At 36.1% G+C, this 24,349-nt stretch carries 20 protein-coding genes and 1 pseudogene; 7 read left to right on the forward strand and 14 right to left on the reverse strand.

Features of this window, described 5'->3' with window-relative positions:
• Positions 1-330: 330 nt before the first annotated feature.
• Positions 331-909: a hypothetical protein gene (locus C4F49_RS14385; protein ID WP_196936541.1), complete on the reverse strand. Its 579-nt coding sequence runs from the start codon at positions 907-909 to the stop codon at positions 331-333.
• 319 nt (positions 910-1,228) lie between these two features.
• Here C4F49_RS14385 and C4F49_RS14390 point away from each other — a divergent pair, with 319 nt between their 5' ends.
• From C4F49_RS14390 to C4F49_RS14405, 4 genes are all read left to right on the forward strand, one after another.
• A complete protein-coding gene (locus C4F49_RS14390; RefSeq protein WP_196936542.1) occupies positions 1,229-1,645 on the forward strand; it encodes an Ntn hydrolase family protein in 417 nt (138 codons plus the stop codon).
• Positions 1,646-1,979: 334 nt separating this feature from the next.
• A complete protein-coding gene (locus tag C4F49_RS14395; protein WP_196936543.1) occupies positions 1,980-3,305 on the forward strand; it encodes a mechanosensitive ion channel family protein in 1,326 nt (441 codons plus the stop codon).
• Positions 3,306-3,890: 585 nt separating this feature from the next.
• On the forward strand, positions 3,891-4,184 hold the full coding sequence (locus tag C4F49_RS14400) for a hypothetical protein (RefSeq protein ID WP_196936544.1): 294 nt from the start codon (positions 3,891-3,893) through the stop codon (positions 4,182-4,184).
• A gap of 532 nt (positions 4,185-4,716) precedes the next feature.
• The gene (locus C4F49_RS14405; RefSeq protein WP_196935910.1) at positions 4,717-4,902 is read left to right on the forward strand and encodes a CsbD family protein; all 186 of its coding nucleotides are present in this window, start codon (positions 4,717-4,719) and stop codon (positions 4,900-4,902) included.
• Between the two features lie 198 nt (positions 4,903-5,100).
• Here C4F49_RS14405 and C4F49_RS18170 read toward each other — a convergent pair whose 3' ends face one another.
• The 6 genes from C4F49_RS18170 to C4F49_RS14435 form a co-directional block, all read right to left on the reverse strand.
• Complete coding sequence (locus C4F49_RS18170; protein WP_196936545.1) at positions 5,101-5,319, reverse strand: DUF4113 domain-containing protein; 219 nt, start codon at positions 5,317-5,319, stop codon at positions 5,101-5,103.
• Between the two features lie 167 nt (positions 5,320-5,486).
• Entirely contained in the window at positions 5,487-5,879 is a 393-nt protein-coding gene (locus C4F49_RS14415) for a hypothetical protein (protein ID WP_196936546.1), read from the reverse strand.
• A gap of 431 nt (positions 5,880-6,310) precedes the next feature.
• The gene (locus C4F49_RS14420; RefSeq protein WP_196936547.1) at positions 6,311-7,825 is read right to left on the reverse strand and encodes an endonuclease/exonuclease/phosphatase family protein; all 1,515 of its coding nucleotides are present in this window, start codon (positions 7,823-7,825) and stop codon (positions 6,311-6,313) included.
• Positions 7,826-7,837: 12 nt separating this feature from the next.
• A complete protein-coding gene (locus tag C4F49_RS14425) occupies positions 7,838-8,686 on the reverse strand; it encodes a metallophosphoesterase family protein (protein WP_196936548.1) in 849 nt (282 codons plus the stop codon).
• Between the two features lie 11 nt (positions 8,687-8,697).
• The gene (locus C4F49_RS14430; RefSeq protein ID WP_196936549.1) at positions 8,698-10,494 is read right to left on the reverse strand and encodes a RagB/SusD family nutrient uptake outer membrane protein; all 1,797 of its coding nucleotides are present in this window, start codon (positions 10,492-10,494) and stop codon (positions 8,698-8,700) included.
• A 26-nt stretch (positions 10,495-10,520) separates the two neighbouring features.
• Positions 10,521-13,727, reverse strand: coding sequence for a SusC/RagA family TonB-linked outer membrane protein (locus C4F49_RS14435; protein ID WP_196936550.1), 3,207 nt, complete (start codon positions 13,725-13,727; stop codon positions 10,521-10,523).
• Between the two features lie 293 nt (positions 13,728-14,020).
• On the opposite strand from C4F49_RS14435, the gene C4F49_RS14440 reads away from it, so the two are divergent.
• Positions 14,021-14,614, forward strand: a complete 594-nt coding sequence (locus C4F49_RS14440; protein ID WP_196936551.1) for a TetR family transcriptional regulator — start codon at positions 14,021-14,023, stop codon at positions 14,612-14,614.
• On the opposite strand, the gene C4F49_RS14445 is transcribed toward C4F49_RS14440, so the two are convergent.
• Positions 14,611-14,886 (reverse strand): CBU_0592 family membrane protein, encoded by a 276-nt coding sequence (locus tag C4F49_RS14445; RefSeq protein WP_196936552.1) that lies wholly within the window; start codon positions 14,884-14,886, stop codon positions 14,611-14,613. The genes C4F49_RS14440 and C4F49_RS14445 overlap by 4 nt on opposite strands.
• 569 nt (positions 14,887-15,455) lie before the next feature.
• On the opposite strand from C4F49_RS14445, the gene C4F49_RS18005 reads away from it, so the two are divergent.
• Positions 15,456-15,623, forward strand: a complete 168-nt coding sequence (locus C4F49_RS18005; protein WP_231388323.1) for a hypothetical protein — start codon at positions 15,456-15,458, stop codon at positions 15,621-15,623.
• 122 nt (positions 15,624-15,745) lie between these two features.
• Positions 15,746-16,249: pseudogene (locus C4F49_RS18010) on the forward strand (DUF5712 family protein).
• 399 nt (positions 16,250-16,648) lie between these two features.
• On the opposite strand, the gene C4F49_RS14465 reads toward C4F49_RS18010, so the two are convergent.
• The 6 genes from C4F49_RS14465 to C4F49_RS14490 all read right to left on the reverse strand — a co-directional run bounded on the left by C4F49_RS14465 (position 16,649) and on the right by C4F49_RS14490 (position 23,621).
• Positions 16,649-17,863, reverse strand: coding sequence for an erythromycin esterase family protein (locus tag C4F49_RS14465; RefSeq protein ID WP_196936555.1), 1,215 nt, complete (start codon positions 17,861-17,863; stop codon positions 16,649-16,651).
• Positions 17,864-19,058: 1,195 nt separating this feature from the next.
• On the reverse strand, positions 19,059-20,612 hold the full coding sequence (locus tag C4F49_RS14470; RefSeq protein ID WP_196936556.1) for a sulfatase family protein: 1,554 nt from the start codon (positions 20,610-20,612) through the stop codon (positions 19,059-19,061).
• Positions 20,613-21,062: 450 nt separating this feature from the next.
• Positions 21,063-22,094 (reverse strand): ACR3 family arsenite efflux transporter, encoded by a 1,032-nt coding sequence (arsB, locus tag C4F49_RS14475; RefSeq protein WP_196936557.1) that lies wholly within the window; start codon positions 22,092-22,094, stop codon positions 21,063-21,065.
• 3 nt (positions 22,095-22,097) lie between these two features.
• The gene (locus C4F49_RS14480) at positions 22,098-22,712 is read right to left on the reverse strand and encodes an arsenate-mycothiol transferase ArsC (protein WP_196936558.1); all 615 of its coding nucleotides are present in this window, start codon (positions 22,710-22,712) and stop codon (positions 22,098-22,100) included.
• 17 nt (positions 22,713-22,729) lie between these two features.
• Entirely contained in the window at positions 22,730-23,203 is a 474-nt protein-coding gene (locus tag C4F49_RS14485; RefSeq protein ID WP_196936559.1) for a DUF6428 family protein, read from the reverse strand.
• A gap of 88 nt (positions 23,204-23,291) precedes the next feature.
• Positions 23,292-23,621, reverse strand: coding sequence for an ArsR/SmtB family transcription factor (locus tag C4F49_RS14490; RefSeq protein WP_196936560.1), 330 nt, complete (start codon positions 23,619-23,621; stop codon positions 23,292-23,294).
• Between the last annotated feature and the right edge of the window lie 728 nt (positions 23,622-24,349).

The following is a 24,349-nucleotide window of genomic DNA, read 5'->3' on the forward strand; positions in this document are numbered from 1 at the left end:
TATTTCATCATCGGGGTCACCGATATGACCAACGAACAAGATGACAACTTGATTTATCCTTCAAAAGCTGATTATTCTCTTCAATATAATTTGAAAATAAATGTGCGAAAAGGCGAAAAGTGCGAGATGTTAAATTAGGAGTAAGTATTCAAGATTAATGAACAATTTTTTAAACGAACATTCCTCATCGATCTATAGTGTAGCAAATGGTAAGCTCGTAAATTACGAGAGATAAACTTTAGACGAATTTGTTAATATATTATGCTTTGCCTAGCGTATGTCTACCTGATATATTGTAAGATTTTACTCTTCGAATATAAACGACACAATTTAATCAACTACTTCGACTAGATTGAGCATAGCAGCCACAACTTCTTGATCTGAAGGTACGGGAGTTTGGGTAAATCCTTGAAAAGACACTTTATGGGCGGTTTTTCCATTCGAGTAAACTTGCGGTATATAAAGCTGAAACATCCAATCTCCAGGTTTATTATTGCTGTTTTTAACTATGAAAAGTTTAGGGAATTTCTGTGTTCTACTATCTTCGACCGCGACTAAATTTTCGTTTTCATCTAAAATGAGTTCCAAAGTTTCTTCTCCTGTTCCATCAACTCCCGCAGAGATCCTTTGATTATTCTGTCCTTGTCCAGATACTCCTTCTTTATTCATTGAAAGAGAATAGTAATATATGCCCGCCGAAGACGGGTAGGTGCCAATCTGAGTGAGTTGTAATTCTTCTGTTGACCAGCCTGCTGCATAATTGCCAAGCGATTCAACCAGCTGAGCTTTAGTCGTTATGTGCTTAAGTCTAGCTTTATTCATGTCAGCCTGCTCTAAGTGCAGTTTTTCTTGAGGTTTTCCGCAAGCGAACACCAAAGCGGCAGAAACGAGAAATCCAAAAATCTTCATTGTTTTATTTCTTAAATTAAAAAGGATAATTCGAAATTAATACAAACTTTATAGTATAGCTATCCACGAAAACTAGTATTTTTTTCTATTCATCAGAGCTTTTTCTGACAATGACAGGCTCCTTGCAGAGCCCACCTCCGAGAAATAAGTAAAAAGTTAATAATGTACAGAAAAATCTTAATAATTTATTGCAGAGGCCACAGCTATTCTATCGAATCTTTCTGTTGAATTCAATTGTAATATTTTTTTTAAGCCACAGGCTTATCGTTGCCAATATTATAAGAACAGAAACTTTTAGCAACGGTTCAATTACGCCGACATGCCTGAGGTGAATGAATTTCGAATACAACTAATATATCAGTGCAATTCTCCAACTGAAGATACAAGAATTGCATTGGCTAGCGTGTTCAGTGGAACTATAAATTGCTTCGTAACTTTTAGGGGCAGTTCCGAACCAGAACCGAATAGTTCTTCAACTCGCTGGAGATCAGTGGCTGATCAGAAAAACAAGAATTATTATTTTGAGAATGTTTTAAATCCACGAACATTCTGGTTGGACTTCGCTAAATTCGATCTGATTGCTGAGGCAAAATCTATAAAACTGTCTTTAGATCGGAATGTTTGTGTCAATGGTTTGTTAAATTCAATCTTTAGACCAGCAGAGCCATTTAAGTTTTGGGAATGTAGCAGTTTAATGTTGATTTACAGCTGGCTGAGCGAAGATATATTGCCTTAAAAAGCCAGCGAATATGACGTATAAACTAAAGTTCCAAATCATAGGCAAATCAATGGTTTGAAAGAAATCATTTGGATCGAAGAAATTAATCAGCCTGGCATTTACAGGATTAGTCTTTTTCTAAGGCGAATAAGTGCAACTAAAATTATAGATATGATATCTTTAAACATGTAGATAATTATTTGTATATTAATAATAAGTGATTTAAAGTAAATATCCCGCATCAGGAAGTTTTTTTTAGGATAGTGCGTGTTCCAGCGTAGTGTGATTGGTGTAGTTTGGTGCCACTGCTGAAAATTCAGTTCTTTTTGTTTTTGTATATTTGTCTGTTGATATGATAAAAACAATTAATATTGACGCACCATCCCATCAAGCAAGTTTAATTTACGACTGGACATCTTCAAAAATTGATTCTTTTGGTTTTTCAGATCAGATGGATCACATCCTGACCTCTACAACATTACTGATCGGATTTTTACTGCTGCTTTTACTTTGTGATTTTGTGATTCGGGTTTTCTTTAAAGGGGTATTTACAAAGTTTATTAAGAAAACCAACAATAAATTAGATGACTACCTGTTTGATAATAAGGTTTTTAAGTATTTGGCTCACCTAATTCCTTTATCATTTTCAAAAATGCTGTTGCCGATTATTTTTGTTGGTTTCCCTGCTCTTGTATCTATCCTATCAAAAGCCTTAAGCATCTTTATTGCTATTGGTATATATCTTTTGCTGAACAGTGTTTTCAAGACCCTTCGAGATGTGCTAAGATCTTCCAAAGGATTTAGTGATAAACCTGTAGATAGCTATCTGCAAGTAATTCAGATTTTTTTGATTTTTGTATGCGGAACAATTGTTTTTTCAATTCTTACGGGAAATTCGCCTTGGTCATTTTTGGTATCCTTAGGTGCGGCTTCGGCAATTCTTATGTTGATTTTTAAAGATACTATTTTGGGGTTTGTAGCGAGTATTCAGGTTTCAGCAAATGATTCCGTCCGAGTTGGTGATTGGATCGAAATGGCAAAGTACGGTGCTGATGGCGACGTAATACAGCTAAATTTAAATAATGTACGAATTCAGAATTTTGATAAAACAATTGTGACTATTCCGACGCACAACCTGTTGAGCGATTCTTTTAAAAATTATCGTGGGATGCAACAATCAGGTGGAAGAAGAATCAAACGGGCAATGAATATTAAAATTTCTTCTATTCGTTACCTCAAAGAACAGGAAGTTGAAGGGTTAAGAAAGATTCAAATCCTGTCAGATTACATTGATGAAAGACAGGCTGAAATCCAAGACTACAATGAGAAAACAAAAGCGGATTCTTCTGTTTTGGTAAATGGACGGCACATGACAAATGTCGGGTTATTCCGAGCTTATATCATGCGATATTCAAAGAGTCATCCAGAAATAAATCAGAATATGACATTAATGGTTAGGCAACTTGCTCCCACAGAATATGGTCTCCCGTTGGAGCTATATATGTTTACAGACGGAACGACATGGAGTTTTTATGAGAATGTCATGTCAAATGTTTTCGATCATCTATTTGCCGCTATTAAATATTTTGATTTGGAGGTTTTCGAACTACCTGCCTCAGACGACTTAAGATCGGTACTTTCAAAACAGGCGGAACAAACAGTCAGTGAACGTACATAAAAAGCTTTCCGTATCAAAAGTTTGGAAGATCTACTAGTAGATTGAAACTCAATGCAACTGATGTTTCAAACGAAATATAAGACTTCGCGAAAAGAAATATTGACGCTGCGAATTCAAAAATGGAGTCTGAAGTTCTCATAATTTGATGAAATTCATACCAATGGGTACCTAACTCAATTCTTTTGTCATTGCCAAAGTACAATCTTGCAATAATTTTAAAGTTGTTCGGCGCAATAAAGCAATTAGCCGGCGATACTAATAAATAACTTAGCTTGGGCGGTGGGGCTCGTTATAGTGGTATTTTCTCTACTTTGGTGTTTTGGGATTAAAAGGATGAAGTGAAATGGTCAAATTAGAAGATATTATATCCTCCGCTTAAAAAAAGTCAAATTGAGCACCAAAAATCGTTATGTACTTTGATTGTGGCTAATTTCATGTAGTTACAATGCCACTGGTTTAATGGGTCAGCAGTTGTTGCTGTTTACCAATAATTAAATTCTATATTGTATAAATAAATATGGTTATGGAAATTATTAAGGCAATAAGCATTAGTCTTACCTTATCTATATTTAGTGCTTTGCTGTTATGGATTTAGAAAGATTGAACGATTTTGAAATTAAAGTCAGCTCCTGCGAAAGCAAAGATGCTTTATTAGACTTCGTTAAAGATTATGAGTATTATGTTACAGCAAATGCCCCTCACGGGTTTGTAGGTGCAAGTGGTTGGATTTATTACTTTGATAGGTTAATTCATAAACTAAAATCATTAGAGAGTTCTCCTAATAGCAATATCTTAGACGATTACAAAGAGGAGTACCTGTCATGTATAATTGCAATAAATAAATATCTTATAAGTTATCTTGAGGACAAAGACATATAATTATGCGTTTTAATAAATCAGCCTTTACAATTTCTGAAGATTTTTTATAAAAAAACTACTATGAAAACTAAAAACGAATCAATAAAAATACTCAACATTTTTATTTATTTTAGTACTAAGCATAATAGTTGTTTATTTAACCATAAGATTGAATGGATATTAAAAAAATCCCCAGCATGATCGCCGGGGATTACTGAACTTAAAGAAAGCAACGGGGAGTTGCTCCCAAACCGCTGCGAAGTTAAAATAATTAACCGTATTTTAAATTATTAAACTTTAGCGACTTGATTTTTTATGCTTGCATAGCAAATGCAATCGATTGTTTAAAAAAAATGCTCATTTCGATTGTAATGATTACTTAGTAAATTGTTTCACCCCCAATAGAACTTGCTGGGGTATTAAACTACTCCAATTCGAGGCAGTGGGGTTTCGTGATACTTTCAGAACATAAAGGTGAATTAATTATAGACTTAAAAAAATAAAACCTTTTTTTCTTTGCACTGTTATATTTATATAAACGAAAGGAGATATTATGAGTGAATTAACATGGAAAGGTCGTTGGAACGAATTGAAAGGAAAAGTTAAACAACAATATGCAGACCTCACGGATGACGACTTGCTATATGCTGAAGGTAAAGAAGATGAGCTAGTAGGTAGGCTGCAAAAGAAAACCGGTAAAACAAAGGATGAAGTGAATAGCTGGTTAAACGATTTATAATACCGGTTAATTAAATTGAAAGTGAAACGTTAGAGACGGGGTAGGGTTTGATAATCCAACCCCTTTTCTTTAATAAAAAATTACGTCTTTGAACCTGTACAAATTGAAAATCCCCCGGAAAGGTAAACGGGGGATTTTACTCCTAAGTTATTGTTATGGCAACGAGCGTTGTTAGAGGCAAATTTAAAATGATTTTTTTTACTTAGCAAATACGGTAATTACTTGATTTAATTTAGTGTTATAATCCCTCGACCTGAATTCTTGTTTCATCACAAAACTTCTTTCGAATCCAGGAGAGCCAAAACAGACGGTGTCGCGGCCCATGTCGGACAAAGCAGAACAGTGGACACATTCTATAAAAACCTGTATAATCTTAATATTATAGCTGATAGGTTTGATGGCCACCCCTAGCGCCATCTCGATTTTGTTGACACCGCAAAAGGTAAATTAACAGATTGTTTCCGTCACCGGGAACTCACAGAAACACAAATATTGATCGTACTGATGTTGCTCGCTATTTATTACAAACGTTTTTTTGATGAGCATAAAATCGTTCGGTGGGAATACTGACGAGTAAATTATACTTAGTACTTTCGCAATCGTTTATTATCATTTCCATCTCTGGGAGATGCATTTTCCCAGTTCATTTCAGCACCAGTTAATTTCGTAATTCTATACTGCTCTGTATACTGATTGTTTTCATTGTAAAGTGTAATCAATGTATTATCATAGCTAAGTACAACCTTAATGTCGCGGACAAGGGAGTCCTTGTTAGAGAGTGCATTGTAAATTCTCTTTACACAGGTTCCATCTTTCTCAAACGTATATGTGATCGATCCATCCATAACAACATTTGCATCTGCGATTACATTCCATTCACCGCTCAGGTTATCAATAGAAATGGTTTCGTCTTTTTTGCATGAAATCACACCGCAAATAAGTACCAAAGAAAATAAGAATCTGAAAGCTTTTTTCATTATAATTTAGTTGTTTTCCATTAAACGGTTGTGACGTACAAATTGCTACATTCGAATTTCTGTAAGGTCGTATTTGTGTTTAATCATGTGATGTTTTTAAAGGATTCGGATAATCTGCAGTAGACGATCATCCTATACAATAGTGAGTTTAATAGAAAATAAAAAGACCTAGACCACATTTTAAAACTAACAAATACTCCTAAGAGAAAGTCATTTTCTTTTGGAGACATACAATAGAAACTTTTACTTTAGAAATTCTTTCTGCTACAATAAATTGTGTGCTTTAGAAATATAAAGCTTAGGCATAAAATATTAAACGGAAAGCTGAGTCCTTTTAAATAATTCGTCGCTATAGTTCTTTAACATGCATACAAATTGAAGCATCTACGCCATTATGTTGAAATTTAAATAGCTGTTTCTTATAAAAATCATCAGTGAGTTAGTGTAATAGTGGTTAATAAAGCTGCATGATCTGAAGGATATTTCACAGGATGGCTGTTGATTATTTTAGAATTTATAATTTTTACTGTTTTGCTTTTGATGTAGATGTAGTCAATTCTATCTTGAAAAGTATTCGGATTAATGGGTGTCCATGTAAGCCCTCTTGTTTTAAGAGGATCTGGAAAAATTTCTCTGAAACTATCTCGAAATCCCATACTCTCTAAATAGATTGAAGTAGGGAAGGGCATTACATATCCCGAATTCAGATGTCTGACAGAAGAAATCCAATCCAAATGAGATCCAGAATTGAAATCTCCAGCAATAATTACAGGTATAAGTTTGCTGTTTTCTAATGCGGGTTTCAATGACTGAATAATTCCTTCCATTGTTTGCTTGTTGCCGTCTTGAGCAATCTCCCATTTTTCTACATCTAATTTAATTCCTTTATCAATCTCACCCCAATAGTCTATTGGATAATTTAACCATATGGAACTGAATACAATGGATCGATCGGCAATTAAAATTTTAACATTTGCATTGTGAAATGATTTATACGCCGGCAATGTTTCTTCTATGGGATATCGGCTCATAATTGAAATATTATCGCTTCTCAAATAGAAATAGTATCCCAATTCGTCCGCTATTTTTGCGCCCGATCCATAGGTTTCTTGCATGGCGATAATATCTGCTTTAGATTGCTTGATTATATCAACAATTCGCTTATATCCAATCCCTTTCCCTGTTTCATTTCCGCCATGCCAAATGTTGTACGTCATGATACGAAGTGAATCGACAGGCTTTGCATTTTGTTTTATTATTTCAGAAGGAACAAGTTGCTTGTAATACTGTCTTACATTTTTTTGATTCCAAGCATAGTTGAACAGTTTGACATCATCAATCATTCCATTAAACGTTTCCCATTCTCCCAAATCGCCTTTTTGATCACCACCAATTTGTATCCTAATCGACAACGGAACTGTTTTTGGAATAAAATTTTCTAAGGAATAAATAGCGACTTGCTGGCCGTTGTAATAAAAGGCAACTTCATGTTTTTGAGCATTAAAACTTAAAGAAAGTAAATTCCATCCCTGAGTGATCAATTGCCTTTTAAATCCAGGCTTGTATTCATATTTAGCATGTTTACTATAGATTTCGGAAGCCCATGCATTATTCATTTGTTTCTGCAATTGGTAATTTAATTGGACAGAATCAGGATAATTTATGGATAAATCAATAATTTTATAGGATTCAAAATCTTCCTCTGCCCAAACCCAAGCCATTAATGTAAATGATTCTTTCCATTTTTTTGGATCAATATCGTAGCTTACTGCTATTCTTTTGGATGCATCTGCCTTAAGATTCAATGCCTTTCTAAGAATGCCTTTTGATAGGCGATCTTCTGTAAATGTCTCAAAGTTTTCCTCCAATAGGAGATTTTCCTGAGCGACAACAGTATGCGATAGCAAAGAACAATAGATCATTAAGAAATGGAAAAGAAATTTCATTGTTTAAGTTAGTTATTTTTTAACTACTTCCCATCCGTAATCTACATACTCCCAAGTGAAATCATTTCCTTGGATATTTACTTTTAGATAACCTTCTTCAGTTCCATGAAAAGCACCGCTCCACCAATTAGCCGAAATAGCTCCAGCTGTGATGTATTGAACGCCCTTGACTTTAATTTCTTCATAAAGATGCTGATGTCCTTGCAAAACTAATTTAAGATTATACTTGTCAAATAAACTTCTGACTTCCATTTGATTAGTGAATGTATCAGCGTCAGTATAATACCCCTCTAACACTGGATAATAAAGAGAAAGAAATGGCACATGGCTAGAAACAACAATCGGTTGGTCAGCTGGAGTGTTACTAAGAATGGAGATTAACCAATTTTTTTGTTTGTCCGAAATGCAATATTTTCCATTGCAGATTTCAGCACTATTCAATACAATAAATTTCCAGCCTTTATGATCGAAACTGTAGTAAGGCTGATTTAGATAATTGCTAAAAAGACCAGCACCATGTTCACCCTCTGAATGCCAATACCGATCATGGTTGCCAATGGTATAAAACCACTTCAAACCAGATCTATCAACTATACTTTTATATCTTTGAAACAATTCCTTTGCTGTTTCCAATTGCTGTTCTTTGAGCCCGTCAACATCAACATTATCGCCGCCAGTTAGTACAAAATCTACTTGTTTACCTTTAACGTGGTTAATCGCCTGCTCTAATCCATTAAATGAATTAGCCTTTTCATTAGTATTCAAATGTAAATCTGTAAAATAGGCGAATGAAAATTGCTCCTGTGCAATTCCAAAAGCTGCACTGCCTAATAGCAGAAGTGTAATTAATATCTTTTTCATCAGTGTTATTTTTATTTCCAACCAAATGGTTGTTTTAAGTTAGGGTTTAAAAGCATTTGGGTTTCTGGTATAGGACGATAGTAATACATTGGTTCAATAAATGTTCGCGTACGTGTGTCAGTGACCATGCTTCCTCCATTTGATCCATTGCTAAGATACACACCTGCCGTACTATTAAATGCTCCAATTGTATAATAAACTAAGGCTACTCCTAAAGAATTTTTTTCTCGGTCAGATGGAATTGTTTGTCCTTCAGGAATCAATTTAATATCAGAAATACCATCTCCTGTCAGGTCATAATTTCCAATAGATGGAAAATACATTCCCGTAGGAATTTTTTCTAATAATTTTCCTGCATACCAGCGCATAAGATCATCAAATCTGCTATTCTCGAATGCTAATTCTACTCTTCGCTCACGTCTTATTTCTAATATGACGCCCGTATTTGCGCCAGTAACATTTGGGAAATCGGATTTCAGTTTAGAGTCGGGGTTTGAATTCGCAGCCGTTAAAATCAAGTCAGGCATGCCCACTCTTCTTCGCAATAAATTAACTGTTGCGTTTAGATCTTCTTGATTCAATGTGCCCAATTCTGCCTTTGCCTCAGCAAGAATTAACAACACTTCTGCGTATCGGTGAACTGGAAAATCTACGCTGTTTAATACATTTTGATCTGTACTATTGACATAGCCCTTTCTTTGGTGATAACCTGTGAAATTTTTATTTAGTCTCTGAACATAAATAGTTGGCCCAGGTTGTCTTTCCCATTCAGGAAAGATCAAGGTCTGCGATAATCGGGGATCTCTGTTTTCAAATTCTCGAACAAATCCGTAGGTAGCATAATTCGCGTTTTCCATAAATCGCGTTCCGTCTTTCATCAAATAGGTTTGCACCAAATCTCTAGATGGTGATTGTTCATAATCTCCAAACACCACGCTGTTTACATTTTGGGTTACATTTTTTCCTTGATCAAATGCATTTACTAAAATAACTTCAGTATTTGATGTCAGATCTTGGGATTCAAAAAGAGCGGCATAATCATTTTCAGGATTTCCAGTGTTATGGATAGAAAACTTTGCAGAATTTATTATTTCTTGCGCAGCGCTTTCAGCGGTTTTCAAGAATTGATCAGACGTTTGCAGATTTAGCTCTTGATGGTATTTTTGATAAGTTCCTTCATGAAGTGCGATTTTTGCCTGCATTAAATAAACAGCCCATTTGCCAGGCGTTCCAGTGGGAACATTCTCTCTTACATTGCTTACTGCGAAATCCAAATCTTCCATTATCTTGGTCATTATTTCTGACCTGGGAGATTGTGACTTGTATAAATCGGGGTCACTAGGGTTCAAGGTCTTATCATACCAAGGTACATCAGAATAGCGTTTTACCATACCGTAGTAGAAGATTGCTCTGTAATAACGGGCTAATCCAGCATAATGATTTTTTATTTCCTCACTGACATTTGCTCGAGTATAATTTTCTAAGAAGTAATTGATATCTCTTAACCTTCCCCATGACCATCCCGTCGTTATCGTTTGAGAAGAGGGGTTTCCTGTCATCATGATTTTTATTTCTACAGCCGCTGTTGTAGCTGCATTATCTGTCGACTGGTCATTTAAGTAACTGCTCCGGTTTGGCAAATTCAGCAATCCGTTGACATACAAAGAGAGATCTTCTTCCGTATTGAAAAAAACTTCGGGCGTGATTTCGGTTTGCGGTGTACGATCCAAAAAATCTTTATTGCATGCGGTTGTGAATCCGATCAATAAGATTAAAAGAATATATAATCGTGTATTTAATAGTTTCATAATCGTGTAATTTTTACTCTATGATTTTAAAAATCTAAATTTAAGCCTATAGCAATTTTCCGCTGAAATGGATAGGCCCATGCGCTACCATCTGTTCCATTATTGATAGCCTCAGGATCGACGAATCTTTTCACCTGAGAAAATTCAAAAATATTTTCGCCTGTAATGAAGAATCTAAGCCTGCCCAAGTTCCAGTTTTCAAGTACGTCTGTCGGTAAAGAATAACCCAATGAAATATTTTTGATCCTTACGTAAGCACCATTTAACAGATATTGTGTATTTGGAATTGCTAATCCCTTTCCGTCATTCGCGTCGGCAAGCCATGATTGCAAAACCGGATAGGCCGCATCGACATTAGCGTCTGCCAAACCAGCAGCTAAATATGCCTGAGAGTGTTTTGCTCTTTGTTCAGGCGAATCTGCAGTTTCACGGTAAAAATCTAGATGCCAAGGATAGATATTTGCGTAAGGTTGTTGGTAAGGCCCCCAAAAAAGATAGTGCTGCGGGTAAAAATCTCTTTTTAAAACTCCTTGCAGGAAAACAGATGCATCAAATCCATTCCAGTCCATGTTCAAATTGAATCCGATCCTGAATCTATCACCAGAATTGCCTATCACCTTAAGGTCTTTCATAGCGTTCTCGGTTAAGCCCCGTTCTATTTTTCCATCTCCATCGAGATCCTTAAATTTTGGCCATCCGTTCACAATGCTCAATGCGCCCCATGGAATAATAGCAGTCTGATCCAATGCATCTATCTCTTGCTGATTCTGGAAAAGACCATCCCCTTCCAATCCGTAAATAGTACCGAATTCATATCCTTCAAAATAGTCAGACAATAATCTTTGGTCATTCTGAAACTTAGTTATTTTTGCTCTAGAATCTGACAGAACAAGTTTCGCATCAAAACGGAAAGGCTTGTCTGAAATATTAAATTGATCTTTGTAGGACAATGTCAATTCCCAGCCCTTGGTTTGCAAATCTGCAGCGTTCTGCCGGGGAACATTTGTGCCCAAAACGCCAGGCAATTCTTGTCCCCGCGTTAGCATACCTTGAGTAGCACGGATGTAGTAGTCAAAACTTGCGAAAAGCTTATCGTTGAAAAAACCTAGATCCGTTCCGAAATTTAAGGTCGATACGTTTTCCCAAGTGTACGTGTTAGGATCGATTGTTAACGGGGGAGCGCCTCCAATGACCTGTGGCTGGCTGCCATTGATTAAATAAGGTGAAAGACCCGTTGACATAGTTTGGATGTAAGAAAAATCGCCTACATTCTGATTCCCTAAGCTGCCGTAGGACAGTCGAAACTTTAGATTCGAGAAGGTTGGCTTGATATCCTCGAAGAAACTCTCATTGCTCGCGATCCAGGCTCCGGATACGGATGGAAAGAATCCCCATCGGTTATTTTCCGGAAATCTTGACGAACCGTCATATCGTCCGGTAGTTTCAAATAGGTACTTGTCGTCGAACGTATAACTAATGCGACCGAAGGCACTTTGAGTAGCATAGGAGCTATATCCTGCATCAATACGAGGATCTCCATAGGTTAATCCAAGATAGGGCAGTGTCGATGAAATGAGTTTGTCACGATATGCCGTAGTTGTTGAATATGTATATTCTTCTTGATTTACGCCTAAGGTAGCACCGAAGGAATGCTTGCCTATGTTTTTATTGTAGTTTGCATATAAATTAAATACATCATTAAAAATTTCACCTCTGCGGTCTTGAACATAGCCATTTCCTCCTTCTTCTCGAATATCATCTGGACCATAGCCGATCTTATATTTGTTGGAATGTTGGGGATATCGCCAATATTCGCGCTTAAAACTTACATCTGCCGTTACCACCAAATCTCCATTTAGAAATGTCCCCACAGCGTTAAAGATGTTTTGGAATCCGAACATATCTTCATTCATTTTTCCTCCATCTACTAATCTTGCAGCTAATCTTCCAGCAGCATTATTGCCCCAACTACCATCTGGATTTTTTACTACGTCGGTAGGTTGCAGGTAATATATGTCTGTAAGACTGGCGTTTGGTCTTTCACGATTAGTTTGGTAAATGTTCATGTTGTTGTCAATTTTCAGCCATGACAGAGGCGAGAAGGAAAACCTTCCTCGAATACCCTTACGCTGCCAATAGTCTGGAGCTAGTTTGTTCAATCCATTCTCCTTTGTGTAATCCGCAGATAAGTAATAACTAAGAGGCCTATTGTTGATTTGACCGCCACCTGAAAAAGTTAAAGAGTGGACGTTAGAAAATGATGAGTTGTTAAGAAAATAATCGTTCCAATTGTTGCCACCCATGTAAGCCCATTGCGTAGGGTCATCTGGGTTTATCCGCACGTCGGGCAGAGAAGGGTCATCGGAGCGCTCCTTTGCCCACTGATAATGAGCTTCGCTGTAGTTAACGTAATCCCATGGCGTGTTGTCAGTTGATAGTTCCAGTAACCTTGAGAAGATATAAGGATCCGTAATAGCATCAGGCATTTCTGTCGGTTTACCCCATGCAGTAGTTACATTGTAACTCATCACTTGTTTCCCTTGCTGACCCGATTTTGTAGTAATTAAGATGACGCCATACGTTGCTCGAGCACCATAAATAGCCGCAGAGGCTGCATCTCTTAATACTGTGTATGTGGCGATATCGTTAGGACTTAGCCTAATCATATCATATGTGTCTGACACGGGGATACCGTCTATAACAATTAGCGGACTTCCTCCGTTGATGGATGTTGTGCCTCGGATATTGATGTTAGGTATACCGCCAGGGCTTCCATTTCCATAAGTGATATTCAAACCTGGGCTAGCTCCTTGCAACCCTTGCATGATGTTCGTGACCGGCCTAGACTCAAGTTGTTTTCCAGAAATTTGATCGACAGCACCGGTTAAATTTATTTTCTTTCGCGTACCAAATCCGACAACAACGATCTCATCTAAATTACTTGCGTCGTTTTCCATAAGGATGTTCATGACCTGCCCTGAATTAGCGATTACTTCTTGAGTTTTGTAGCCCAAGTAAGTGAAAACAACAGTCGAATTCGCAATTCCATCAATTTGAAAATTTCCTTGATTATCGGTAGATGTCATTTTGTTGGTCTCCTTCACTGTTACGCTAACTCCAGAGATTGGATTACCATCAATGTCAACAACCTTGCCTTTGATAGGATAATCTTGCGCAAAAAGAGAAAAAGGTATTATCCAAACCAAAAATAGGAGCAAAAAATTTCTAAACATAACGTAGGATGTTTTTTTTAAATAATGGCAGTATTTCATATTTAAATTAATTGAATGTTCATTCAAAATTACGCTTCATACTGTTAATAAAATGTTATTTCTAAATGAAGTTTTTGTTTTTGATTAATTAATTGATTTAATTGGAATTAATGAATTTGGTCATTTCCGTATTGACAAAACTAAGGTATTAAATTATAAAAATTAATCCAAGATTTTTTTTAAAATATGAAAATATCTGCTCATATTAGGAGTAGAATTTATTAAATGAACATTCGTTCAAAAAAACATGTAACATGGGAAGAAATAGTCTTAAGGATGAACGGCAGAAAGAAATAATCCAAAAGTATTATTTGGTGGCAAAAAAAGAAGGGATTGAAAATACTTCTATCGCAAAAATCGCTTTGGAAATGGATATTAATCCTAGCCTTATAATTCACTATTTCAAAAATAAGGAGGAACTTAATTATGCGTTAGTTGATTTTATTCTTGAAAAATACTTAATTATTTATAAACGGCAAAATGTTGAAGAAGATGATTTAAAGGGATATCTTGTCGAATTGATCGACAAATTGTTCTCTAAAAAATGGAACGCTTTATTCAATGATAGCATATTCTACAGTTGCTACGCAATCGGATTCAGGGATAATATAATAAAGGGAAAATTCAAGAGATTGCACGATTCGTTGCGCAAGCATCTTTCAGATGTCCTAATGAAATGCAAAATAGCTGGAGTTATTCAAATTGATTCTCCTGAAGCAACAGCAGATTTGATTTATGTGCTTGTAGATGGTGCTTATTATTATTTAAGTCTGATTTCTGAAAGAGGGGAATATGAAAATAAATTGAAGTCCTATAAAGAATATGCGTTCGGACTTCTCAAAATCTAATTAGGCTTGACGACTTCTTTCTTTTCATCTCTTTTGGTAAGATAGGGCCTTAAAAGACCATATAGTGCAATAATCATCCAAATTGAATTGGACGTGATGTTAGGAAGGTCGTGGAAGTAGAGAGCACTAACAACCAGCCCAAATCCACCGACAATATTGATGGTTTGATAAATCCAAGAATCAAAATTTAACGTTTTAGTATTTAACAGAAGAAAACCTAAAGTGCAGAAGGCTACACCCATCCATCCCAAAATCGAAACAATAATTTCCATACCATTTAATTTAAATGTCTTACAAGATATACATTCTTGCTCAAATGTATGAACTCAAAAAGATTAACATTTTGTTAGTCACTTCTGTCTTCTTTTTCTAAAATACAGCCAATGCAATTTTTCATGCTAGTCGCAGGAAACTTATGCGGTTTGCAAGGAGACTTTCAATAGCTACTTACCTTAAATGCCTCTCAGAATTGATCCGGTACGGTTACCTTGAATATGTGCCTTCCTATCACGCTACAGAAGCTAGCAGGTTTCGTTTTATCCTCAACCAAAAACAAAGGTGAAAGCAAGACTGGATGAAAAAATAAAACCTGTTCGCTTTCCCAAAGAAGCGGACGATAGGCTAGTGCTGCTAGCAGGAAAACTTGGACGTACTAAGCGGCTGCTAGTTGTTCAAATGGTAGATCACTTCTAATAAAACAAAAAGGACCCCTCTGATCTAAACGATGAACTGTTGAAGAAAGAACTCTCTAGCGAGATCAGCAGAATCCTTTCCTTTATCCGCAAGTGCCGGAGCATCTATCAAGGAAAATGTCAGCTACCTCAAGCAGGTGTATGCTCTATTGAGGAAGGTACATGAAGGGTTATCCGAAAAACAGGATTTAAAGGCCAATTTCAGCAAGATCATGGAGCATTACATTGCAGGAAGAGAAACGCTTGGCTGGCCGGTTTCGTCGGCAAAAAAAGATGAACGGGCAAAAAAGGTAAGGCAGGCGTTTGAAAGTCTATAATCGCTTCAGAAATACATCAATATCGCCCCATCAGAAACGGAGGATAACAAGAGGAGCAGCGGAGCGCTGGTTCATTACTTAGAAGAAAACATTCCCATTCAGGATCTTCGCTTACAGGAAAGATGCTTCAATGGGAAGAGTGGCACCATAAACCATATGAAGCGTGCATTGGCAGTGAGAGCAATGTCGCCAAACTAGGCAAAGATGGCAACAAATTCTTCTCGATCAATGTCAGCCCGAGCAAAAAGGATTTGGCTCACTTGGTCGTCGCTTATGGAGAACAGGGCGCAAAAGAAAAGCTGAATTAATTTGCGGTTAAAGTGATGGATGAATATGCAATAAATCTTAAAAGACCGGGAATTGGTACCAACGAAGGTCTGTTGTGGTTCGGGAAACTTGAAAACTACCGTTGCTACGGCTATCAAGACAAAGAGGTTAAAAACGGGACAAGAAAAAAGGGGGAGCGCAAAGAAGGTATACAGATGCATGTGCAGATTGTCGTCAGCCGTAAAGATATCACCGACCGGATTAAGCTCAGCCTCCAGAATACATCCAGAGGCAAAAATAAATCGCACTCCGCGAAGCTAGGTCAATTTAACCCAATGGCTTTTAAAGAATCTGGCTAAAGACTGTTCGATAAACAGTTCAGATTTGATCGCAATCTTAAGGATAGCGCCGGTATGCGAATAGGATGAAAAACGGAACTTCCCGCCAGCAGGCTGGCCATTTGAGCTATTTAATACCTTTTCTCAGGCGGATTACAATGAAGATGAAACTCCTTAACAGAAGAAGAAAGAAAGCGCAAGCGCAGAAAAAAACAGGTGACTACAAAGGTAAATTTATCGATCTACTGCGTGATCGGTTCTGTCTGCTTAACGTATAAATTTAGCTGATCCATAATATCCGCACATATAATAAAACTGGGTTTGTTTTTTTACCTGCTACTAAATTACTTCACGTGTCTGGCACGGCTCTACAAGTGAAGGCAGGGGTTATTAGTGTTTAGAAATTTTATAAGACCTGAATCAATCAAGATTTGATAGAACCTCTGCGTCTGTCAAATTGGAAAATAAAAAAATAGCGTCAACTGGATTCAATTGCTCATCTAGAACCAATGTGACATCTCGACCTTTAAAAAAGGAAATCGATGCCGGAATAAACTCTTTTATATCCTTAATGTCTTTAGGAAGAAAGAACCGATCCCCTTTTAATGCTAAGTTCCGCGCACGCTCTGAACCCGAAATATCTTCTACGGAAATTTTTTGAGCTTCGATATCAGCAATTGGCAGTTGAGCCGATCCAGAAAAATCAGTTAAAAACGCACTATAATTGCCCTTTAACTTTATATGTAAATTTTTACCTAGAGTCGGTAATACGGGATTATCGATCACGCTTTTGGACTGAAAATTACCTTTCATGATCCGAGAATTCGAACTGTAAAGTATTGCTTTATCTTTTGATTTTTCAAGAACTTGATCAACAACATACGTTTCAAATCGATCAAAATCGCTAACAGAAAACTTCAAATCTTGTGAATTTGGCTTTAGAACCATCTTGTTATGGTTGATATCCTTTCTGTACTTTCCAATCAGCTGTGCTACTTCTGAAGTCATCGTACTTGCATCAATACTGTTAATCCAGTCCTCGACATGTTGGTAAGCCTCCGATTCAGAATAATGATTTTTAAACCATCTCTCAGCAAGTTTTGGAGTGGCTTCGTAATCAATTGTTGTAACATAATTGTTGACAAGATAGTCGACAGGAATAGAAGAGTTTGCTGAGACACCATAAACACCGACAATAGCATCTGGATTTGAAAGATTATATTTTTTTATCCAGATTATAAACTCTTTAAATTCACCAGTGCGCAGATTGGGAACGGATAGACCAAAGCGAACCAATGAATCAATTACTAAAGTGTCTAGAATATCTTTGGAAGCCAAATAGCCGTTGAGTTCCCGTACCTTCCAATCGTCTTCCTCCAAAAGAACGGCACTAAAGCCTTGCTTGCCGATCAAATACGCAGCTAGAGCCGTGTTGAACCGTTGGGTTTCTCGTGCGAATGTCGCTACCTCCCCAATCCCAAAAACTTTAGTCCCATCTTTTATCTGTTTCCCTACTAATCGTTCAATATCCAAAAGCGCTTCATCGATTGGTTTTTCAGAAATTGACTGTACATCTTGTGCTTGTAAAAATAACGTGAGATTTGTTAGAAAAATGGCAATACATACTTTGATCATAATAGATAGAATTCTGAGGATGCTGTATCCCCATATTAGAGAAAATGTTAGGTTTTACTTGTAAAGAAACAAATTATTAATACCGGCGAATCGACATTTCTACAGAAACAATAAACTTTTGCCTGCCTATAATTTACGCGGAGGCAATTCTAAAAAACATCGGATCTAAAATAATTTGGTCCCTATAATTTACAATTTGTTTTTTCTTTGAACAAGTATAATAAAATTTGTGTTTAATTATAAATAAAATAACAATAAACAGCAATTTATAAATTTTAAAATCGGCCCTTAAAAAGGCTGTCCATCTATAATGAGACGATAAACAGAAATACAAAATTTTTAAACGAAAATTTCCGAACAAACCCCATCGAAAATCCTCAGAAGCAATCGCCATTAACGTCACCTACAAACTACTGTGATTAAAACTAAGCTATAGCATTTATGAGAATTGCTTAAGGAAATTTTAAAAATATCTTGTTTTTATGCTGTTTGACAAAATGCTTACCAATAAAAATTCAAAGATAGCTTCGATAAAAATGTCGCGACATCATAAAACAAAACCCTGCTTGTGGACATGAGCCAAAAAGCCTATTGCGAAGAAACGTGTAATTTTAAAGGGTGTGCCGGAGTGAGAAATTTTAGACGAAAAGAGAGCTAAAAGCAACTCATCAGTTACATGACGAAAAACCTCCAAGAAAAAAAATCTTACATCGTGAAACGCTCTGCAAATCCATTGTAAACATCTCCCGCTAGTGTATTGCAATAAAATTTTAATACACAAAATAATACCAGGATTGAAGCTTATAAATAATGTAAGGGCTCTTTTGCAAAAAAATGATGGTTCTCACTCTGTAAATGAGTATTTCATAAAGCGATATTTTATTTGCTCTATTTAAAACTTTCAATCCTTTTGTTAAAATGCTCGTTTGTACTACAATACAGGTTTGTTAGTTCTGCATTTACGCTTATACGGCGTAGAAAAGTCCTTGCCTTTCAAAGTTTTTATAACGTTAAATTTCTGAATGCGGTAAAATAATTGCTTCTAAAAAAACTCAATTAGTACGTTAATTCACTTTGTCGTTGATTTTATTAAAAATTTTTCTCCTAATTGATTTAATGGTTTTGTTTAAAATTAAATATTTACGAAATCTTTATTGTTTTGAGTTTCTGACCTTCAACTGGCGGGACTTCACTTTTATTCATGCCTAGGAAAGGCTCTTATTACTCCTTCCAACCGAGGATAAGTTTCAAAAACATCGCCATCCCCTAAAAGTCTTGGATCCGCTGTTATTATTAACTGATGTTCAAGTGAGTTTTTAAGCTCAGCCTTAATTTTTGAAAAGGATGTATCACCAGCTAAATTGTAAATGCAGGAGGGATCCGTTTCTACGTTATACAATTCTTCCCAGGGTCTCTTAGCAGTTGCCAAGTCGAGAAAGTAAAGTAATTTTTTATTTTCTCTGTTCTCAACCAGAAAGGTTAAGCTAGGCGCGGCATCTATATCATAAAAAGCACCATAATCGCTTAATTCCAATTTGTCGCTTTGTCCTCTACTAATCAACGCATAGGGGTCGCCAGCAGGCCATAAGTCGGGCTTGAAATTCCTGATATATAGATAATCACCTCTGCGAATCGCGCGTTGCGGGTAGCCAAGATTACCAAACCGCGAAGAAGAATGTCTTTCTCTAGCAGCAAATGCTGAATGACTAACCGACCCAGACACTGGATTCAACCATTCCTTAAGCACACTGCGTCCCCACATAGGAAATGATAGTTGCAAGTTATTGACCTGAGCAGCTTCCAATATTGTGGGCGCTATATTAATCATGGTAAAAACATCAGTATTAACCCATCCTTGACGAATGCTGGCGGGCCAACTCACTACTAATGGCACATGCAATCCATAATCATATGTGTTTGCCTTAGCTCTAGGAAATGGCATCCCATTATCTGAGGTGACAATCACTAGTGTGTTATCCAACTCACCATTTTCTTCCAATTGAGCCAACATCTTTCCCAATTGCTGGTCAAACCACTCAATCTCAAAACAGTAGTCCAAGATATCATTTCTGACTTCTCGCGTATCAGGCAAGAAATCAGGTACCACAACGTCTTCGAGCTTCTTTCCATTTTTTTGCCCTATGCCCTTTGCAAAAGGACGATGCGGTTCATGTGCACCAAACCAGAAACAAAATGGTTGTCCGTCTTTTTTCTCAGCATAAAACTGTCGGAAATTTTCGGCATAGTTTATTTTAGACACTCCTTCGGGAGAATCAACAAACTTGACGGAATTATATGCTGGACCCGCCGGATTAGCCTTTCTTCCCGATTCACCCCAATTACCAGGACCCCAACCTTTTCCAGTGTAACCGATTTTATATCCAGCTTCTTCCAAAATATCAGGGTACACTTTGAACTTTGACGGAAAACTGCTGCCATGAGTGCCCGCTTCTTCAGTTTGCCAGTTGTGTCGTCCGGTCAGAATCGCCGCCCGGCTTGGGCTACAGCCTGGCGAGGCTACGTAAGCTTTGGTAAATAATATCCCTTTTTTGGCTACCCTGTCGAAATTAGGCGTACGGACAGCGCTGTAGCCATAGGCAGACGCATGTGGAAACGACTGGTCGTCTGTTATCACAAACAGTATATTCGGACGTTCTATAGAATTCTCTACCTTATCTTTTTGTTGTTGTGCAGAACAATCCAAGGAGGCTGCGCCTATCAACAGGAAAACAACAAGATACTTACACATATTTCATAATCGATTTGCAATTTTATAATATTGAAAATTTATTCCAACTTTATAGTTTTAAGTCCTTTTAATCATGCAAAAGATAAGGTTTTTTAGGATAGATTTTCCCGTAAACTTCTTTTCCATACTCCTTTTTGCCGTCTGTAGACAATTGTTGAATTTTATAAAAACTAACTAATATAAAGCAATTTAAGAATTTATATTGAAGCTTTAGATATTCTTATATAGAAATCCTGTCTGCCATTAACAGCACAATTTATAAATGTAATGAATTCATTTAAGAAGCAACGTTAACTATAAAGTAACATCTAAAGTAAAATGGAGTTCTAAAAATTTCATTGCACGGAATTCACAGTAATACAATAAAAGCATTACTCTACTTGATGTACAGAAAAATCCTAATAATTATTTCAGAGGTTACAGCTATTCTGTCGAATCTTTCTATTGAATTCAATTGTAATATTTCTTTTTAAGCCAAAGGCTTATCTTTACTAATAATATCAGAATGGGAACTTCTACCAATGGCCCAATTACGCCTACAAATGCCTGAGGTGAATGGATGCCGAATACCGCTATTGCAACTGCAATAGCTAGTTCAAAATTGTTTCCTGTGGCGGTAAATGCAATTGCAGCATTTTTATCGTAGGGAACACTCAAAGATTTATTGATAAAGAAGCTTACGAAAAACATTAATACAAAATAGACAACTAATGGTATAGCGACCTTTATGACATCCATTGGCAACTCTACTATTTTATCCCCTTTCAGACTGAACATCACAACTATGGTAAATAGTAATGCATATAACGTAATGGGAGATATTTTGGGTACAAATTTACGGTTATACCATTCTATACCTCTTAATTTGACAAGGAAGTAACGGCTTAAGAAACCTGCAAAGAAAGGTATCCCTAAGTATATTAATACGCTTTCAGTTACGTCTTTTATAGATACGCTTACATTGAAACTTGCAATACCTAATTTGCTTGGCAGTACATTGATAAATAGCCAAACTAAAAAACTGTAAGTAAGCACCTGGAAGATGCTGTTCAATGCGACCAATAAGGCCGCATACTCCCTGTTACCTTTTGCTAAGTCATTCCAGACTATTACCATTGCAATACATCTTGCCAAGCCTATCAATATCAAACCTACCATATAATCTGGCTCACTTCTTAAAAAAAGAATGGCTAATCCGAACATTAAAATAGGTCCGATAATCCAGTTTAACACTAAAGAGATACTAATAACTTTTTTATCCTTCAATACTATAGGCAATAATGAATAATCCACCTTTGCCAGTGGCGGGTACATCATCAATATTAAACCTATTGCCAACGGAATATTTGTAGTTCCGACGGATAGTGTATTTGTAATTTTTGAAATACCCGGAAAAAAGTATCCTAAGCCAAGACCAAGTGCCATTGCAAAGAATATCCATAATGTGAGGTATCTATCTAAGAATTTTAGTTTTGGTTGCATCGGTTACTTAGTAATTTTTGAAAACACATAAAACATTTCCAATGCTATTTGTAAGCTTCTTTCTGAATATACCATTGTCTGGTCAGAAGTGTTATCTGAAATTTTAGGATCTTCAAATGTGATGGGAATCCTTTTTTCAGCACCAGCGATAAAAGGACATCCAACGTCAGCCTGCGAGCAGGTCATTATAGCCACAAAAGCAGATACTGGATTAAAAGGACTGTCATACTTTTTAGAAAATCCAATTATAGGTTGGGAATCATCATTATATTTTATGGCATAAACAGGATTAGTGCCATCATTTATTTTGAAAATATTAAACCCCTGATCGGATAGAGTTTCAGCTACTTTTGGAAACAATGCGGTTTCTTCAGTACCTCCCGAATAGCAAATCACATTCTCAAAACCGAAATGAGAAGCCGCTGCTTGTGCCCAAACCTGCGCGAAATGGCTCCTGCGTGAATTATGGGTACATATAAAATTTATATTTATTTGTTGTTGGCTATTTATTTTTAGCTGAATAAAATCAATCAATGGCTGTAATGTTCTTTTACGCTCGTCATTATTAATTTGTTCCCAGTCTAGCTGTTGAATTGTCTTTGATAAAATTGAATACATAGAGATTCTATTAAAATTTAGCAACATCCGGAATTTGGCGTGCAACAATTTGATTGATTTGCAGTTAATTCGGAAAGGCTTTTGTTTAGTTTTTCAGTAGGAATTCCGCAAGCATCCTGAGCCAAGCAGGCAGTCGTTTTGTTTTTCAGCACAAATGTATTTCCGTTGAAATCTAAATCGTACTTACCAATAGTATCGCTTTGATATTCCACTTCTATCTCAGCATCTTCAATTCCTAATTTTTCTTCTGAAAGTTTAATTATACTTAATAGCTTTCCTGGCTTCAACCTGTGCTCATAATCATCTGCATTCCACAGTTGGAAATTGACTGTTTTTTCTGTACGGAATACGCCGCCACAATCAATAAAATTTTTTATGATTTGTCCCACTTCAGTAACGTGAAAGTGTTCAGGAACAAATGCTCCATTTTCTAATTGAAATTCAACATTTTCTAATGCTGGTAAAATTTCTTTGATTTCGGATAATTTCATAATACTAAATTTTAAAATGATAAAATAGATAATTAAATACATAATCGTTACATAGCAATATAACGATATTTAAATATAAAAAAATGCCTTAACAGCATTGCTTTACGTTTACATCCTGATTGAAAAAGGCGTTAAACTCATCTTGAAATTGTTTCCATACCTTTTCTTCAATACAATAACATACAGATTTACCTTCAATTGAACCTTGAATAATCCCTATGGTTTTTAACTCTTTTAAATGTTGAGAAATAGTTGCCTGCGCTAATCCTAATTCCTCAACCAGATCATTACAAATACAAGCTTTTTGGTTGATAATATATTGCAAAATTGCTATTCTGGCAGGATGCCCTAAAACTTTAAAAAGCGATGACAATTTATTTTGTTCGTCCGTATATATTTCAGTTTTTGTAACTCCCATTTTTCACACATATTTACATCGCAATATTACGATATTAAGTAGGGAAAACAAAATAATTTCTTTTTTATTTAGGAAATTCATTGTTGCTATATATGTCCAAAAATTTTTGAAGTGTGCTGCCATTCCTGGGGAATACTGTTTGTCAAGCTTGGACAAATTTTTCATTGATGTAATAGCATCCCATTTTTGATTGCTTATTAGATAATCAAATACATTTTTGAAGCCAACTCCACATGTTATAAATATTATTCGCATTGAAACAGGTTTAGATTGCGTTTATTTGTGTTTGTACATTGACGGAATTATTAAGAATCTAAATTTAAAAAGCAATAAAATTAAAGTTAAACTTATTACACCCAAGGATTTTGATTGTTTTAATAATTAACTATACGAAGAAACATGGAAAAATGGATTTTATAACCAAAAACAAATCAAGAATTCCATGAACAACTTAAAAGTTATGACGTACCTAAATTATGGGGGATATCTGCAGGCACTTTGCAAACGCTCCGAGCGATAGGCGCAATATGTTTTATTAAAACTGGCGGACAATATTATTAATTTGACGTTTCTAGGAACTTAATAGAAGAAGATAAGTTTAATGAAATCGACGGTACTATGTTATAAGAATAATGGAATCTATACATTACCTTTCTTTAAAAATGCAGAAAGTGTGAGATTAAGTGTCATTAAATTTACATTATCTGAATTCGTAATACTCGTTTTTG

Origin of the sequence: Sphingobacterium hungaricum (assembly GCF_015210005.1) — a bacterium.
Taxonomy (GTDB): domain Bacteria; phylum Bacteroidota; class Bacteroidia; order Sphingobacteriales; family Sphingobacteriaceae; genus Sphingobacterium; species Sphingobacterium hungaricum.